Annotated in this window: 12 protein-coding genes; 5 read left to right on the top strand and 7 right to left on the bottom strand. The window is 73.5% G+C overall.

All coding sequences use genetic code 11. The features are described 5' to 3' along the window. Nucleotides 1-261: 261 nt before the first annotated feature. Genes OG776_RS23780 through OG776_RS23770 form a run of 3 tightly spaced genes read left to right on the top strand, consistent with a single transcriptional unit; the run spans nucleotide 262 to nucleotide 4,175 of the window. Entirely contained in the window at nucleotides 262-2,487 is a 2,226-nt protein-coding gene (locus OG776_RS23780; RefSeq protein WP_329322508.1) for an acetate--CoA ligase family protein, read from the top strand. Between the two features lie 51 nt (nucleotides 2,488-2,538). Beyond that, entirely contained in the window at nucleotides 2,539-3,471 is a 933-nt protein-coding gene (locus OG776_RS23775) for an enoyl-CoA hydratase-related protein (RefSeq protein WP_148008943.1), read from the top strand. Between the two features lie 59 nt (nucleotides 3,472-3,530). Next, on the top strand, nucleotides 3,531-4,175 hold the full coding sequence (locus OG776_RS23770; protein WP_148008944.1) for a flavin reductase family protein: 645 nt from the start codon (nucleotides 3,531-3,533) through the stop codon (nucleotides 4,173-4,175). A gap of 76 nt (nucleotides 4,176-4,251) precedes the next feature. On the opposite strand, the gene OG776_RS23765 is transcribed toward OG776_RS23770, so the two are convergent. Beyond that, nucleotides 4,252-5,568, bottom strand: coding sequence for an MFS transporter (locus OG776_RS23765; RefSeq protein ID WP_329322507.1), 1,317 nt, complete (start codon nucleotides 5,566-5,568; stop codon nucleotides 4,252-4,254). 71 nt (nucleotides 5,569-5,639) lie between these two features. Between OG776_RS23765 and OG776_RS23760 the strand changes: the two genes are divergently transcribed. Beyond that, entirely contained in the window at nucleotides 5,640-6,710 is a 1,071-nt protein-coding gene (locus tag OG776_RS23760; protein WP_261994504.1) for a GlxA family transcriptional regulator, read from the top strand. A 1,314-nt stretch (nucleotides 6,711-8,024) separates the two neighbouring features. Here OG776_RS23760 and OG776_RS23750 read toward each other — a convergent pair. From OG776_RS23750 to OG776_RS23740, 3 genes are read right to left on the bottom strand one after another with little or no spacing between them, the layout of a single operon-like run. Next, nucleotides 8,025-9,074, bottom strand: coding sequence for a Zn-dependent alcohol dehydrogenase (locus OG776_RS23750; RefSeq protein WP_148008946.1), 1,050 nt, complete (start codon nucleotides 9,072-9,074; stop codon nucleotides 8,025-8,027). 27 nt (nucleotides 9,075-9,101) lie between these two features. After that, nucleotides 9,102-10,253: an acyl-CoA dehydrogenase family protein gene (locus OG776_RS23745; RefSeq protein WP_329322506.1), complete on the bottom strand. Its 1,152-nt coding sequence runs from the start codon at nucleotides 10,251-10,253 to the stop codon at nucleotides 9,102-9,104. 36 nt (nucleotides 10,254-10,289) lie between these two features. Then, on the bottom strand, nucleotides 10,290-11,201 hold the full coding sequence (locus tag OG776_RS23740) for an SDR family NAD(P)-dependent oxidoreductase (RefSeq protein WP_148008948.1): 912 nt from the start codon (nucleotides 11,199-11,201) through the stop codon (nucleotides 10,290-10,292). 95 nt (nucleotides 11,202-11,296) lie between these two features. Here OG776_RS23740 and OG776_RS23735 point away from each other — a divergent pair, with 95 nt between their 5' ends. Beyond that, nucleotides 11,297-12,232 carry a cyclase family protein gene (locus OG776_RS23735; protein ID WP_148008949.1) on the top strand — a complete coding sequence of 312 codons (936 nt, stop codon included), beginning with the start codon at nucleotides 11,297-11,299 and terminating at the stop codon, nucleotides 12,230-12,232. 397 nt (nucleotides 12,233-12,629) lie between these two features. Here the strand turns inward: OG776_RS23735 and OG776_RS23730 are convergent, their stop codons facing one another. The 3 genes from OG776_RS23730 to OG776_RS23720 all read right to left on the bottom strand — a co-directional run bounded on the left by OG776_RS23730 (nucleotide 12,630) and on the right by OG776_RS23720 (nucleotide 15,660). Then, nucleotides 12,630-13,106, bottom strand: a complete 477-nt coding sequence (locus OG776_RS23730; protein ID WP_329326482.1) for an ATP-binding protein — start codon at nucleotides 13,104-13,106, stop codon at nucleotides 12,630-12,632. 476 nt (nucleotides 13,107-13,582) lie between these two features. Next, complete coding sequence (locus OG776_RS23725; RefSeq protein WP_148008951.1) at nucleotides 13,583-14,497, bottom strand: acyl-CoA dehydrogenase family protein; 915 nt, start codon at nucleotides 14,495-14,497, stop codon at nucleotides 13,583-13,585. Nucleotides 14,498-14,505: 8 nt separating this feature from the next. Then, the gene (locus tag OG776_RS23720) at nucleotides 14,506-15,660 is read right to left on the bottom strand and encodes an acyl-CoA dehydrogenase (RefSeq protein ID WP_329322505.1); all 1,155 of its coding nucleotides are present in this window, start codon (nucleotides 15,658-15,660) and stop codon (nucleotides 14,506-14,508) included.

The raw sequence follows: 15,660 nt of genomic DNA, 5'->3' as shown, positions 1-15,660 counted from the left end.
GGCGCCGGGTTCCGGTCGGCGTACCGCGGGTACGAACCGTGTGCCCGTCGCGTCCGTCCACGTGCCGGACGTCCGCCCGCCGCGCACCCGCCCCACGCGCCACCGCACGCCTCGCCCGAGCGCCCGTCCGGCCGCCCACCGGCGCGGCACGCCCACCGCACGTACGCGGCTTTGCCTGCACGACTGTTCCTGACAGGCCGTCAGTTAAGTAATCTGACAGTGCGTCAGTTAATGGACTGTCACACAGGAGCGGGCGGACCGATGCTTGGATCAACCCACGGCACCCTCACCACCGACTCCCGCCGGGCCCGGGTCATCGCCTGCGGCGAGCAGCCCTCACCCGTCGTGCACGGCCGGCCGGCCGACGTCGACGACCTCGACGTCGGCGGACGCCCGCTGTACGCCGACGTACCCGATCTGGACCGGTTCTTCCGGCCCGGATCGATGGCCGTCGTCGGCGCCTCGGACACCGAGGGGCGGCCCAACACCGGCATCACCCGGCAGCTGATCTCCTGGGCCGAGCGGGTCGGGGCCCGGCTGCACCCGGTCCACCCCACCCGCCGGGCCGTCTTCGGCCTGCCCTGCTTCCCCACCGTCGCCGACCTGCCCGAGCAGGTCGACCTGGCCGTGCTGCTGGTCGGCGACCCGCTCGCCGTCATCGACGAACTGGGGGAGGCCAAGGTGAAGTTCGCCGTCGCCTTCGCCTCCGGGTTCGCCGAGACCGGCGCCGAGGGCGCGGCCGCGCAGGACCGGCTCGCCGCCGCCGCGCGACGCTCGGGGCTGCGTCTGCTCGGGCCCAACACCAACCTCAACGCCTTCGAGCGGTTCCGCGACGACCTCGACGGTCCCGCGGTCGCCCTGATCACCCAGTCCGGTCACCAGGGCCGCCCGGTCTTCGCCATGCAGGAACTGGGCGTACGGCTCTCCCACTGGGCACCCACCGGCAACGAGGCCGACCTGGAGACCGCCGACTTCATCTCCTACTTCTCCGAGCGGCCCGAGGTCGGCGCCATCGCCTGTTATGTCGAAGGGCTCAAGGACGGCCGCTCCTTCCTGCTCGCCGCCGACCGCGCCGCCCGGCGCGGGGTGCCGGTCGTCGCCGTCAAGGTCGGCCGCACCGAGACCGGCGCCCGCACCGCCGCCTCCCACACCGGCAAACTGACCGGCGCCGACACCGTGGTGGACGCGGCGATGCGGCAGTTCGGCGTGATCCGCGTCGACGGGCTCGACGAACTCCAGGACACCGCAGCCCTGCTGGCCCGCGCCCGCGCCCCGCTGGCCGACGGGGTCGCCGTCTGTTCGATCTCCGGCGGCACGGGGGCCCACTTCGCGGACCTGGCGACGGCGGCGGGCCTGCGCCTGCCGACCCTCTCGGCGGCCAAGCAGGACGAACTGCACCAGTGGATACCCGAGTACCTGAGCGTGGCCAACCCCGTCGACAACGGCGGACACCCGGTGGGCGACCGGCGCGGCCGGAAGATCATCGACGCGATCCTCGCCGATCCGGCGGTCGGGGTGCTGATCTGCCCGATCACCGGCCCCTTCCCGCCGATGAGCGACCGGCTCGCCCGGGATCTGGTGGACGCGGCGGAACAAACGGACAAGCTGGTGTGCGTGGTGTGGGGGTCGCCCGTCGGCACCGAGGCCGCCTACCGCGAGACGCTCCTCGGCTCGGCGCGGGTCGCCACCTTCCGCACCTTCGCCAACTGCATCACCGCCGTGCGGGCCCATCTGGAGCACCACCGGTTCACCGCCGGCTACCGCTCGCCCTTCGACGAGGCACCCCGCACCCCCTCGCCCTCCTTCCGCAAGGCACAGGCGCTGATGCGGCCGGGACAGCAGCTGAGCGAGCACGCGGCGAAACAGTTGCTGCGCGCCTACGGGATACGGGTGCCGCGCGAACAACTGGTGACGAGCGCGGCGGCGGCCGTGCGCGCGGCCGCCCTGGTGGGCTACCCGGTCGTCATGAAGGCCTCCGGGGCGCAGATCGCCCACAAGACCGAACTCGGCCTGGTGAAGATCGGGCTGACCTCCGCGAGCCAGGTCAGGGACGCCTACCGCGAGCTGACCGACATCGCGCGCTACGAGGGGATCTCGCTGGACGGGGTGCTGGTGTGCCAGATGGTCGAACGGGGCGTCGAGATGGTCGTGGGGGTCACGCACGACAAGCTGTTCGGGCCGACCGTGGCCGTCGGGCTCGGGGGTGTCCTCGTCGAGGTGCTGCGGGACACGGCCGTACGCGTGCCGCCCTTCGGCGAGGACCAGGCCCGCGGAATGCTCCGTGAACTGCGCGGTCGGGCGCTCCTGGACGGGGTGCGCGGGGCGCCGCCGGCGGACGTGGACGCGCTCGTCGAGGTCGTCCTGCGGATACAGCGGATGGCACTGGAGCTCGGCGACGACATCGCCGAGCTCGACGTCAACCCGCTGATGGTGCTGCCCCGGGGGCAGGGGGCGGTGGCCCTGGACGCCCTGGTGGTCTGCCGCTGAACCCCGCGCCACCGACCGACCGCCCCGTCCCGTACGAACTGGAGCCCTCCCATGCCCGCCTCGCCCCGGACGCCGGCCGCGTCCGACGGTCCGACCGGATCGCACGAACCGGCCGGATCACGAGAAACGACCCGATCTCACGAGCCGGCCGGATCGCGCGGAACGGCCGGACCTCCGCGGTCCTCCGACGGGTCCGCCGACTCGTCGATCCGTCACGCCATCGGCAACGGCGTCGCGTGGATCACCCTCGACCGCCCCGAGACGATGAACGCCCTCACCTGGGACCAGCGGGAACGCGTGATCGCGCTGCTCGCGTCCGCGTCCGCGGACCCGGACGTCCGGGCCATGGTGATCACCGCGACGGGCCGCGGATTCTGCGCGGGCGCGGACCTGAGGGGCGCGCCCGCGGCGGGCGAACGGATCCCCGGCGACGTCGCCCGCACGCTCCGGCTCGGCGCCCAACGGCTCGTCGCGGCGGTCCTGGACTGCGAGAAGCCGGTGATCGCCGCCGTCAACGGCACCGCGGCCGGCCTCGGTGTCCATCTCGCCCTCGCCTGCGACCTCGTGATCGCCGCCGAACCGGCGCGGTTCATCGAGGCGTTCGTCCGCCGCGGGCTGGTCCCCGACGGCGGCGGGGCGTATCTGCTGCCGCGTCTCGTCGGACCCCAGCGCGCGAAGGAACTCATGTTCTTCGGCGACGCGCTCAGCGCCGGGGACGCCGAACGGCTCGGTCTCGTCAACCGGGTCGTCCCGCCCGAGGACCTGGAGAAGACCGCCCGGGCGTGGGCCGAGCGGCTGGCCGCCGGGCCGACCCGTGCCCTGGCCCTCACCAAGCAGTTGGTCAACGCCTCCCTCGACTCCGACCGCGGCACCGCCTTCGCCGCGGAGGCCGCCGCCCAGGAGATCAACATGACGACGGCGGACGCGAAGGAAGGGGTGGCGAGCTTCGTGGAACGGCGGGCGGCCGAGTTCCGGGGCAGATGACGGACCAGGGCGGCCGGCCCTTCCCATCTGACGCATCGTCAGCTTCAATGGACGGTGTGATGGGACACGCGGGAATGGCGGCGGCGGCCGTGCGTTATCTCCGGTCGGCCGGGAGCCCCGCCGTCGCGGGACCGGTCGAGATGCTGCCGCGCCCGGAGCTGCGGTCGGTCGGCGCGGACGAGCGGGCACCGGTCGACCAGGGCGAGTTCCGGCGGGTGCTGGGCACCTTCGCGACCGGCGTGACCGTCGTCACCGCACCGGCGGGACCCGGGGAGCCCCGGGAGGCGGGTCCGGCCGGATTCGCCTGCCAGTCCTTCTCCTCCCTCTCCCTCGACCCGCCGCTGGTCTGCTTCATGGTCGGCCGTACGTCGTCGACCTGGCCGCGGATCGCCCGTGCGGGCTCCTTCTGCGTGAACGTACTGGGCGCGCATCAGGGCGACCTGTGCCGCGGGTTCGCGGTGAGCGGGGCGGACAAGTTCGCGGGGGTCGGATACGACGCGGCACCCGTCTCCGGCTCGCCCCGCCTCGCGGGAGCCGCGGCCTGGATCGACTGCACGATCCACGCGGTGCACACCGGCGGGGACCATCTCATCGTGGTGGGACGGGTGGACGCGCTCGGCACGGGGGACGGATCCGGGGACGGTGGCGCGGGCGCCGACACGGAGGTCGCGCCGCTGCTCTTCCACCGGGGCCGCTTCGTCTAGCCGCTTCGTCCAGCCCCTCAGCCCAGCCGCCCGGCCGCCCGGCCGCCCGGCCCAGCCGCCCGGCGGCACGCCGGTCTCAGACGGCCGCCCGTACGGTCAGCACGGGAGCGGCCGGCCGCCGCCGGATGACCAGCGCCATCATCGCCGCCACCGCGCACAGCGCGCCCGAGGCGATCCAGACCATGTCGTACGAGCCGAACGCGTCCCGCGCCACACCGCCCAGGAAGGCCACGAGGGCGGCGCCGATCTGGTGCGAGGCGAGCACCCAGCCGAAGACGATGGCGCTGTCCTCGCCGTACTGCTCACGGCACAGGGCAAGGGTGGGCGGGACCGTCGCGACCCAGTCGAGACCGTAGAAGACGATGAAGAAGATCATCGGGGGGTGCACGGCCGAGGACAGGAGCATGGGGAGGAAGAGGAGCGAGACTCCGCGCAGCGCGTAGTAGACGGCGAGCAGCCGACGCGGCTCGAAGCGGTCGGTGAACCAGCCGGAGGCCACCGTGCCGACCACGTCGAAGACCCCGATGACCGCGAGCAGCGAGGCCGCCGCCGTGATCGGCATCCCGTGGTCGTGGGCCGCGGGCACGAAGTGCGTCTGGACCAGGCCGTTCGTCGAGGCCCCGCAGATCGCGAAGGTGCCGGCCAGCAGCCAGAAGGGGCCGGTGCGGACCGCGGAGAGGAGGACACTCACGGTACGCCGGGCCGCACCCCGTACCGGCGGCGGCTTCGGTACGAACCCGGCCGCGCCGTAGGGCTTCAGACCGACGTCCGCCGGATGGTCGCGCAGCAGCAGCCAGACGAAGGGGACGACCGCGAGGGCGGCGAGGGCCACGGTCACCGCCGCCGGGCGCCAGTCGTGTTCCGTGACGATCCAGGAGAGCACCGGCAGGAAGATCAGCTGGCCGGAGGCCGAGGCCGCCGTCAGGATGCCGGTCACCAGGCCCTTGCGTTCGGTGAACCAGCGGTTGGTGACCGTCGCCGCGAAGGCCAGCGCCATCGAGCCGGAGCCCAGTCCGACCAGCAGGCCCCAGCAGAGCAGCAGTTGCCAGGCCGCCGTCATCCACACGGTCAGTCCCGAGCCGAGCGCGATCACCATCAGGGCGACCGCGACCACGCGCCGGATGCCGAAGCGGTCCATCAGCGCGGCCGCGAAGGGCGCCGTCAGTCCGTACAGCGCGAGGTTGATCGACACCGCCGCGCCGATCGTGCCGCGCGACCAGTGGAACTCCTGGTGCAGGGGGTCGATCAGCAGACCCGGCAGCGAACGGAAGGCCGCGGCGCCGATGATCGTCACGAAGGTGACGGCGGCGACGAACCAGGCACGGTGGATTCGGGTCCGCCGGGAGGCGGGGGGCAGCTGAGCGGCGTCCACGGCTTCGGTTGTCTGGGTCACATCATCGAGCTTCGGGCCGGCCGCCCTTCCGAGCGAGTGGCCGGGAGGACAGCATTCGCTAGGATCGGGCCATGAGCTCTCGGAGTACGTTCCGCCGGCACCGTGTCGTCGTGCTCGCTCTCGACGGGCTGCTGCCCTTCGAACTCGGCATCCCGCAGCGCATCTTCGGCAAGTCACGGGACGCCGGGGGGCGGTCCCTGTACGAGGTCGTCACCTGTTCGGTCCGGCCGCCGGGCCCGGTCGCCACCGACGCCGACTTCGCCGTCCTCGTCGCGAACGGACCGGAGGCGCTCGCGACCGCCGACACCGTCGTCGTCCCCGCCTCCTACGAACTCGGCCCGGTCCACGAGGAAGGCGTCCTGACCCCCGAACTGGCCGCCGCCCTCGCCCACATCCGTCCCGGCACCCGGCTCGTCTCCATCTGCACCGGCGGGTACGTCCTCGCCGCCGCCGGGTACCTCGACGGCCGGCCCGCCACCACCCACTGGTTCCACGCCGAGCACTTCCAGCGGCTCTTCCCGAGGGTCCGGGTCGACGCCGACGTGCTCTTCGTCGACGACGGGAACGTCCTCACCTCCGCGGGCGTCGCCGCGGGGATCGACCTGTGCCTGCACATCGTCCGCCGTGACCACGGGACGGCCGTCGCCAACGACGTGGCCCGCCGGACCGTCGTACCGCCGCACCGGGACGGCGGCCAGGCCCAGTACGTCCGGCGGCCCGTCCCGGAACCGCAGGCGGCCACCACGACCGCGGCCCGCGCCTGGGCGCTCGACCGCCTCGGCGAGCCGATCCAGCTGCGCGACATGGCCGGACAGGAGTCCATGTCCGTGCGGACCTTCACCCGCCGCTTCCGCGAGGAGGTCGGCGTCAGCCCGGGACAGTGGCTCACCCGGCAACGCGTCGAACGGGCCCGGCACCTCCTGGAGTCCAGCGACCTCTCCATCGACCAGGTGGCACGCGACGCCGGCTTCGGCACGGCCCAGTCGATGCGACAGCACCTACAGGCCGTCCTCGGCGTCACCCCCACCGCGTACCGCCGGACCTTCCGCTCGTCGGGCCGGGACACCGGAGGCGGGCCGGGCGGGGACGGCCGGAGCCCCGGCCCCCTGCTCGGCACCGCGCGGGCGGGCGCCGTCGGCTGAGCGGTCACCGCCTCCCCCCGCACCGCCGCGCTCCCCCCACGCGCCCACGAGCGTGAGCAGCAGGGTGAGTCCCACTCCGGCCAGGATCGCGGTCGAGGGGGCCCCGAAGTGGAGCAGGGCGCCCGCGAGCGAGCCCGTCGCGGCGTACCCCGCGCCCACCGCGGCGTACATCACCGAGTACCCCGCGGCCAGCGCGCTCGGCGGGAGCATCTCGCGCAGCGACAGATTGCGGGTGAGCATCGCGCCCGCCTGCAGCACGCCCGCGCACACCAGGGCGCAGGCCATCCAGGCGAGGTCCGGTATCAGCGCGACCAGCGCGAGGCACCCGGCCATCCCGCACGTCAGCACGGTGCTCCGGGTGGCCAGCCGGCCCGGCCAGGAGCGCAGCCCGTACACGAACGCGCCCACCGCCGCTCCCAGCGACAGCCCCGTCAGCAGCGGGCCCGCCCAGCCGACGCCCGCGCCGCGCTGCTCCAGCAGGGCGGGCAGCACGAGCTCGGCCAGGGCGAGCAGGGAGAGGCCGGCCGCGCCCATGACGTACGCGGGCCAGGCCCGCAGCAGGATGCGGGGCATCGACTCGCCCGCGCGGTCCGTCTCGTCCGCGTCCCAGCCCGCGGGCAGCGTCCACAGGCCCGCGGCGGACGAGGCCATCAGGGCGCCGGCGAGCAGCAGCGGCACTCTCGGGGCGACCTCCAGCGCGAGGCCGGTGACCACCGCGGGGGACAGCGCCCAGATGCCGAAGGTCAGCATCGACTCGGCGGACAGCGCCTGGGCGACGGCCCGCTTCGGGACCATGCCGGTCAGCAGGGCACGGAGGCCGCCGGGGGCCGCGGAGGGAGCGGCACCGGCCAGCGCCGCGCACGCGGCGAGCACCGCGGGATGCGCGTGCGGGAACGCGCCGAGGCCCGTGAAGCCGAGGGTGCCGGCGGCGAGGCCCAGGGCCAGTTGGGGACGGGCGCGGTCCGGACGCGTGCGGGTGCCGAGGACGGGCGCGGCGACGATCTCGCCGAGCACGTACGCGGCGGCCAGGGCCGCGCCCAGCGGGTAGCCACCGGGACGCTCGCGGACCAGGAAGACCAGGGCCAGCGGCGCCATGGCGACCGGCATCCGGGCGCCGACGGCCACCGCGGCCCAGGCCAGGGCCTGTCGGGAGGCGAGGTCTCGGTAGCTCATGCGACGACGTTAGGGGACCGCACCGACAGCACCCCAGCGGATTTCCCCGGCCTGTGGACAACCGTCCCGCCGGTGTCTCCGGGCTCCCCGGTCAGGCCACGGAGGACGCCCGCCCCGCCGTGCGCACGGCCCGGACACGGCCTAGAACGTCAGGACCGCCCGTGCCACCCTCCCCTCGTGCGCGTCCTGGGCCGCCTTGTCGAAGTCCTCCACCGGGTAGGTGCGGGTGACCAGTTCGTCGAGCAGCAGGCGGCCCTCGCGGTAGAGGTCCGCGTAGAGGGTGATGTCGCGCTGGGGGCGCGACGATCCGTAGCGGCAGCCGAGGATCGACTTGTCCAGATACATCGCGGAGACGAGGAAGGACGCCTCGGCCCCGGCGGGCGGCACGCCGAGGAGCACCGCCTGGCCGTGACGGTCCAGCAGGTCGACCGCCTGACGGACGAGTTCGACGCGGCCCACGCACTCGAAGGCGTGGTCCGCGCCCGTGGGGAGGATCTCCCGTACGGCCTCGGTGGAGGTGAGGAAGTCGGTCGCGCCGAACCGGCGGGCGACCTCCTCCTTGGCCGGGTTGGAGTCGACCGCGACGATCCTCAGGGCCCCGGCGAGCCGGGCCCCCTGGATCACGTTGAGCCCGATGCCGCCGGTGCCGATCACGAGGACGCGCTCGCCCTGGCCCACCCGCGCGCGGTTCAGGACGGCTCCCACGCCCGTCAGCACCCCGCAGCCGATCAGCGCGGCCGAGGGCAGCGGGATGTCCCGCGGGATCCGGACGGCCTGGACCGCCTTCACCACCGTCCGTTCCGCGAAAGCCGAGTTGGAGGCGAACTGGTACAGCGGCCGCCCGCCCCGGGTGAACGGCCGCTGCGGCCTGCCGATCGCCTTGCGGCACATCGTCGGCCGCCCCCGGTCGCACTCCGCGCACGCGCCGCAGTTGGCGAGGGTCGACAGCGCGACATGGTCGCCGGGACCGACGTGGGTGACGCCCGCGCCCACCGACTCGACGGTCCCGGCCCCCTCGTGGCCCAGCACCACGGGAACGGGGAAGGGGATGGTCCCGTCCACCACGGAGAGATCGCTGTGGCAGAGTCCGGCCGCGGAGACGGCGACCCCCACCTCGCCGGGCCCCGGATCCCGTACCTCCAGATCGTCCACGACCTGGGTCCGCTCACCGTCGAAGATCACGCCTCGCATCGCACCGGCTCCCCTCTCGTCCCCGGGCTATCCCCTGGGTTCCTTCGGCAGGCCGAGCACGCGCTCGGCGATGATCGTGCGCTGGATCTCGTCCGAGCCGCCGTAGATGGTGTCGGCCCGGCTGAACAGGAACAGGTGCTGGAGCGGGTCGAGTTCGTACGGCGCGGCGGCCGACCAGTCCGCCGGGCCGGTCGCCGCCTCCGCTCCCCGTATCTGCACCGCGAGCTCACCGAGCCGCTGGTGCCAGCCGCCCCACAGCAGCTTGGCGACGCTCGGCGCGCCCACGTCGCCGAGACCGCCCAGCGTCCGCAGGGCGTTCCAGCGCATCGTGCGCAGCTCCGCCCACAGCCGCACCAGACGGTCGCGCAGGACCGGGTCACCGGCCGCGCCCGTCGCGACGGCCGTCTCGATCACGCGTCGCAGCTCCGCCGCGAAACCGACCTGCTGGGCGAGGGTCGAGACGCCGCGCTCGTGTCCGAGCAGGCTCATGGCCACCCGCCAGCCGTTGCCCTCGCCGCCGAGGACATGCTCGGCCCGCGCGCCGTCGAAGAGGACCTCGTTGAACTCGCTGGTGCCGGTGAGCTGGCGGATCGGCCGGACCTCGACACGGCCCGGCTGGTCCATCGGGAGGAGGAGCAGGGACAGACCGTGGTGGCGCGGGGCGTCCGGCCGGGTGCGGGCCAGGACGAAGCACCAGTCCGCCTCGTGGGCGAGCGAGGTCCAGATCTTCCGGCCGCTGACGCGGTACGTCCGTGAGGGCGTGGCGCCCTCCTCCCGTACCGCCGTCGTCCTGACGCCGGCGAGGTCGGAGCCGGCACCGGGCTCGCTGTAGCCCTGGCACCAGAGTTCCTCGCCGCGGGCGATCGGGGGCAGGAAGCGGGCCTTCTGCTCCGCCGTCCCGTGGCCGATGAGAGTGGGGGCGAGGAGTTTCTCGCCGATGTGCCCGGAGCGGGCCGGGGCCTTCGCGCGGGCGTACTCCTCGGCCCAGACGACCTGCTGGGTCAGGGTCGCGCGCCGGTTGCCGTATCCGTCCTCCGGCCATCCGAGGCCGATCCAGCCGTCCCGCCCGAGCTCCCGCTCCCACTCCCGGCGGCCGGGGTCACCCGGGTGGTGCGCCGCCAGCCAGTCCCGCGCCGTACGCCGGAAGACCTCGTCCTCGGCATCGAATCCGAACTCCACGCGTCGTCCTCCCGGTCGGCCGGCACCCCGGCACTCTCACGCGTTCGGCCGCGACTTCTCCGCCGCGGCCCGCGCCATCGCCTCCACCCGTTCCAGCAGCGGCATCGGGTCCACTCCCACCGTGCCCGGCAGGAAGTCGGCGATCCGCTCCGGCGTCCACCCGCCCTCCGCGTACCCGGCGCGCAGCTCCCGCGGCTGCGCCCACACCGCGATCTTCGGTCCGGCGATCGTGTAGACCTGCCCGGTGATCCGTTCCCGCCGGGCGCGCTCCGACAGCAGGTAGACCACCAGCGCGGCGACGTCCTCCGGTTCGCCGATCTCGGCCAGTTCCATGGGGACGTTCGCGGACATCCGGGTGCGGGCGACCGGTGCGACCGCGTTCGCCGTCACGCCGTAGCGGTGCAGGCCGAGCGCCGCGCTGCGGACCAGCGAGATGATCCCGCCCTTGGCCGCGCTGTAGTTGGCCTGCGCCACGGAGCCCTGGTGGTTGCCGCTGGTGAAGCCGATCAGCGTGCCCGAGCGCTGTTCGCGCATGACGGCCGAGGCCGCCCGGAAGACCGTGAAGGTGCCCTTCAGATGGGTGGCCACGACCGGGTCCCACTCCTGCTCGGACATGTTGAACAGCATCCGCTCACGCAGGATGCCGGCCACGCACACGACTCCGTCGATCCGCCCCCACGAGGTCAGCGCCGTGTCCACGACGCGCCGGCCGCCCTCCATCGTGGAGATGTCGTCGGCCACCGCGACGGCCTCCCCGCCGGCCGCCTCGATCTCCTTGACCACGGCCTCCGCGACCGAACTCGTCGGCTCCGCGCCCTCGACGGAGACCCCGTAGTCGTTGACGACGACGCGCGCGCCCTCACCGGCCGCGGCGAGCGCGACGGCGCGTCCGATGCCCCGCCCCGCACCCGTCACGGCGACGACCTTGCCTGCCAAGAAGTTCCCCATGTCCGGCCCCTTCCCGCAGTTTCTGACGGTCCGTTAGATTCAATTCGGATTCTACGGCCCGTCAGATACCCGAAGACAAGCCCCGGGGAGGACTCATGTCAGCGCCGACGCTCCACCCGGCCTTCCACGAGATCGCGAAGCGGGTGAACAACTGGGGGCGCTGGGGCGCCGACGACGAGATCGGGACCCTGAACCTCATCACCGACGAGGTGGTGCGCCGGGCCGCGCGGGAGGTCCGCTCGGGGCGCCGCGTCCCCCTCGCGCTCCCCCTCCGGCAGGACGGGGTGCAGACCGGGATGATCCCCGGGCGGATCAATCCGCTGCACGTCATGGTGCAGATCAACCAGGAGGTGTTCGGCCCCGGCACCGTGGCGTGCAGCGACGACGCCGTCACCCTGGGCCTGCAGGCCGCGACCCACTGGGACGCGCTCAGCCATGTCTCGCACTCGGGGACGCTCTACAACGGCCGCCCCGCCGACACGGTCACCCCGCACGGCGGCGCCGCGTTCGGCGGCATCGACAGACCCCGGCACATCGTCTCCCGGGGCGTGCTGCTGGACGTCGCGCGCGCCAGGGGCGTGGACCGTCTCGACGGCGGGCACGCCGTGACCCCCGAGGACCTGGACGCCGCCGAGGAACTGGCCGGCACCCGGGTGCGGGCCGGGGACATCGTGCTCGTACGGACCGGTCAGATCCAGGTCTATCTGGCGGGCGACAGACACGGCTACGCGTATCCGTCGCCCGGCCTGTCCGTCCGCACGCCGGAGTGGTTCCACGCGCGGGATGTCGCGGCCGTCGCGAACGACACCCTCACGTTCGAGATCTTCCCGCCCGAGATCGAGGACCTCTGGCTGCCCGTCCACGCGCTCGACCTGGTGGAGATGGGGATGCTGCAGGGTCAGAACTGGAATCTCGAAGAGTTGTCCACAGCCTGTGGACAAGAAGGACGCCACTCGTTCCTGCTGTCGGCGATGCCCGAACCCTTCGTGGGCGGCACGGGCACACCGGTCGCCCCCGTCGCCCTGCTCTAGGAGGGGGCAGCGGCACGCGGGAAGGGTCAGGGGAGGCGACGGAGAGCGAGGGAAGGAGTCGACTGGCGGCGCGTCACTGCTCGCCCCGAGCACGGCAACGCGCGCCGCCATCCGGCTCCGGCGCACCCGCCCTGCCCCTCAGGACCCCGAAGGAGCCGACGCCGAATCACGATCCGCACTCGCCGAGGGCTCCCGTCACCGGAACCCTCGCCGTCCCCTCGCGGCGCATCGCTACCCATAAGCGTGATCAAACGGACACGTCACGTCAACACCCGTTCGGGGGATTATCACTTATGCACGCTTTGTGACGGCGCGCGGAGAAGCACGACCCGGCGCATTCGGCTCGGACGGCCGCCGGGGAAGCGCGAACCCCACTCACGCACCGACCGGGTTCGTGTCAGACGGCTTCGTACGCCTCGTAGGCGAAGCCCTGGCAGGTCACGTACGCGGCCGAGGCCTTCGCCGCGGCCGTGCACCGGTCCAGCTCGCACCAGATGCTCTTGCCGACGCCCTCGGGGTTCCAGCCCCAGCGGTCCGCGAGTCCGTCGACCAGCTCCAGGCCGCGCCCGTTGGTCTCGTCGCCCTCGGCGTGCCGGGGCCGCGGGGGGCAGTCGCTGGAGTCGGCCACCTCCAGGCGGACCGTACCCAGCGACTCACCGGGCACGTCCGGCAGGGACAGCCGCAGCACGGCCGGACAGCCGGTGTGCACCACGGCGTTGGTCGCGAGTTCGGAGACGAGCAGGATCAGCGTCTCGGCGAGCGGCTCGTCGGCCTCTATGCCCGACCCGGCGAGCCTCGACCGGGCCCATCTCCGGGCTCGCCCCACCTCCGCGGGGTCGGGCCGGATCTCCAGCTGCACTTGAAGCACCTGCACCGCTCACACCATCCGAACCGGCGGACACATCGCCTCGCGCCTCACGAGGGCCACGAACGTGGCCATGGCCTGCGTGACCAGAACCAGAATCACGGAACGTGATTCCCTTGAGAGACAGCATGGTTGACGTACAGTCACCCCAACAAGCGCTTCGGGCATATTCCAGCGCGAAGGAGTACGCGTGCGGGATACTGTGCGACGCTCGCCACGGGGAGTCGAACAGGCGGCCACGGGGTCCCGGGCCACCTGGCGAACGGCGAGCATCACCGGATCCGGCGCGGCCGCAGGGGCAACACCGGGATGGCTCAGTCTCGGAACCGCTCGCATCCCACACAAGGTACCCGAGCCCGGCGCCGACTCCAGGACGTGACGAGTCACGCGTAGGACACAACCCGGTATCAACGCTCTGTGATCCCCATATGCCACGATCCGTGACATTCGGCGCGACGCGCCCCGGAGCACCCCTGGACAGAGCGTCATCGGCCGGTTCCGGCGATCAGATCGTCGGCGAGCACATCCTCACTCTCCGTGATCGAGCCTCCCCGCCGGGCCCGCACCCACGCCCTCTTGAGATACAGATGGACGTCGGACTCCCAGGTGAAGCCCATACCGCCGTGCACCTGGAGGCAGTCGCGGGCGCCGCGCACGGCGGCGTCGTCGGCGAGCAGCCGGGCCGCCGCGATGTCCACGGGGTCGGCGGTCACGGCGGCCGCGTAGACCGCGGCCCGCGCCAGCTCCACCCGCACCAGCATCCCCGCGCACAGGTGCTTGACCGCCTGGAAGGCACCGATCGGCTGCCCGAACTGCTCACGGGTCCGGGCGTGTTGCACCGCGGCCTCACAGGTCCGGGCGGCGTTGCCGAGCTGCTCGGCGGCGGTGAGGAGTACGGCGAGGGGATCGGTGGGGCCGGTGAGGAGGTCCTCGGGGATCCGGTGCAGAGGCGTCAGCGGGTCCACCGACGTCAGCGGTACCGCGCCGGCGGCAACGGCCCCGGAAGGGCCCCCGGCGTCGTCCCACACGGTGTCGGACTCGTCCAGCCACTCCACAAGACCGCCGTGGACGGCGGTGACCACGGTCTCGCCGGCCGCCGCCCCGGCCACCTGGCCGGCCGCGAGGTGCGTCGCGACCAGGGGGCCCGGGAGCAGCACCCGGCCCGCCTCCTCGAACGCCAGCACCGCCTCGGGCAGCCCGAGTCCGGCGCCGCCGTCCGCCTCCGGCAGCCGCAGCGAGAAGAAGCCCGCCGCGCCCAGCTCCCGCCACAGCGCCCGGTCGAGGCCCCGGCCGCCGCGGGCCACGGCCGCGCGCAGCGCCTCCGGCCCGAAACGGCCGGTCAGCAGCGCGCGTACACCGTCCCGCAGGGCGCGCTGGTCCTCGGTGAGTCGGAAGTCCACGGATGAGCTCACCGCCCTTTCGGCAGACCCAGGATGCGTTCGGCCACGATGTTGCGCTGGATCTGGGAGGTGCCGGCCGCGATCGTGTACGCCAGGGACGTCAGGCGGTCGCGGGTCCACTCCCGCTCCAGGTCCAGCGCCTCGGGGCCGAGGACCTCGGCGGCCGCGTCGTACAGCTCCTGACGCGCGTGCGAGTAGCGCAGTTTGAAGACCGAGCCGCCGACACCCGGCACCCCGCCCGTCCGCTGCGCCTCGCTCACGTTCCACTGGGTGAGCCGCCACAGCGCGCGGAACTCGGCGTTGAGCCCGCCCAGCCGGCGTCGCAGCGCCGGATCGTCCCAGCGGCCGTTGTCGCGCGCCGCGCGGGCCAGTTCGCCCAGGACCCGGCGGCACGCGACGACCTCGCCGACGAAGGCGGTGCCGCGTTCGTACGACAGCGTCACCATCGTCACGCGCCAGCCGTCGTTCTCGGCGCCGACGCGGTGGGTGACCGGTATCCGCACCTCGTCGAGGAAGACCTCCGCGAACTCGGCCGACCCCGCGAGCGTGGGCAGCGGGCGGACGGTGATCCCCGGGGCGTCCATGGGCATCGCCAGCCAGGAGATGCCCCGGTGTCTCGGCGCCGCCGGGTCGGTGCGCACCAGCAGCTCGCACCAGTCGGCCACCTCCGCGTGGGAGGTCCAGATCTTGGACCCGCTCACCACGTAGTCGTCGCCGTCCCGCCACGCGCGCGTGCGCAGCGCCGCGAGGTCCGAGCCCGCGTCCGGCTCGCTGAACCCCTGGCACCAGACCTCCTCGCCGCGCAGCACCGGCGGCAGCCAGCGCGCCCGCTGCCCGGCGGTGCCCTCGGCGGCGATGGTCGGGCCGGCGTGCAGCAGCCCGACGAAGTTGGCCCCCACGTAGGGGGCGCCCGCCCGCTCGGTCTCCTCCAGGTAGATGAGGTGCTGGACCGGCGTGGCCCCGCGGCCCCCGGCGTCGAGGGGCCAGTGCAGGCCGGCGTACCCGGCGTCGTACAGCCTCCGCTGCCACCCGAGGTCGTACGCGCGCCGGGCGGGCCAGTCGTCCGGGGAGGGTTTCGGGGGCAGCGCGGGGAGCGCCCCGGCCAGCCACTCGCGCAGCCGGGCCCGGAACTCCTCCTCCTCGGCGGTGTACGTGAGGTCCAC

Origin of the sequence: Streptomyces sp. NBC_01689, assembly GCF_036250675.1 — a bacterium.
GTDB lineage: Bacteria > Actinomycetota > Actinomycetes > Streptomycetales > Streptomycetaceae > Streptomyces.
The sequence above is the reverse complement of the archived record's forward strand: the minus strand, read 5'-3'. Positions and strand labels throughout refer to the sequence as shown.

Excerpts from the sequence above, each read along its gene's own strand:
- OG776_RS23780 (WP_329322508.1), top strand. The coding sequence starts at position 262 with ATGCTTGGATCAACCCACGGCACCCTCACCACCGACTCCCGCCGGGCC.
- OG776_RS23770 (WP_148008944.1), top strand. The coding sequence starts at position 3,531 with ATGGGACACGCGGGAATGGCGGCGGCGGCCGTGCGTTATCTCCGGTCG.
- OG776_RS23735 (WP_148008949.1), top strand. The coding sequence starts at position 11,297 with ATGTCAGCGCCGACGCTCCACCCGGCCTTCCACGAGATCGCGAAGCGG.
- OG776_RS23750 (WP_148008946.1), bottom strand. The coding sequence starts at position 9,074 with ATGCGAGGCGTGATCTTCGACGGTGAGCGGACCCAGGTCGTGGACGAT.
- OG776_RS23740 (WP_148008948.1), bottom strand. The coding sequence starts at position 11,201 with ATGGGGAACTTCTTGGCAGGCAAGGTCGTCGCCGTGACGGGTGCGGGG.
- OG776_RS23760 (WP_261994504.1), top strand. The coding sequence starts at position 5,640 with ATGAGCTCTCGGAGTACGTTCCGCCGGCACCGTGTCGTCGTGCTCGCT.
- OG776_RS23775 (WP_148008943.1), top strand. The coding sequence starts at position 2,539 with ATGCCCGCCTCGCCCCGGACGCCGGCCGCGTCCGACGGTCCGACCGGA.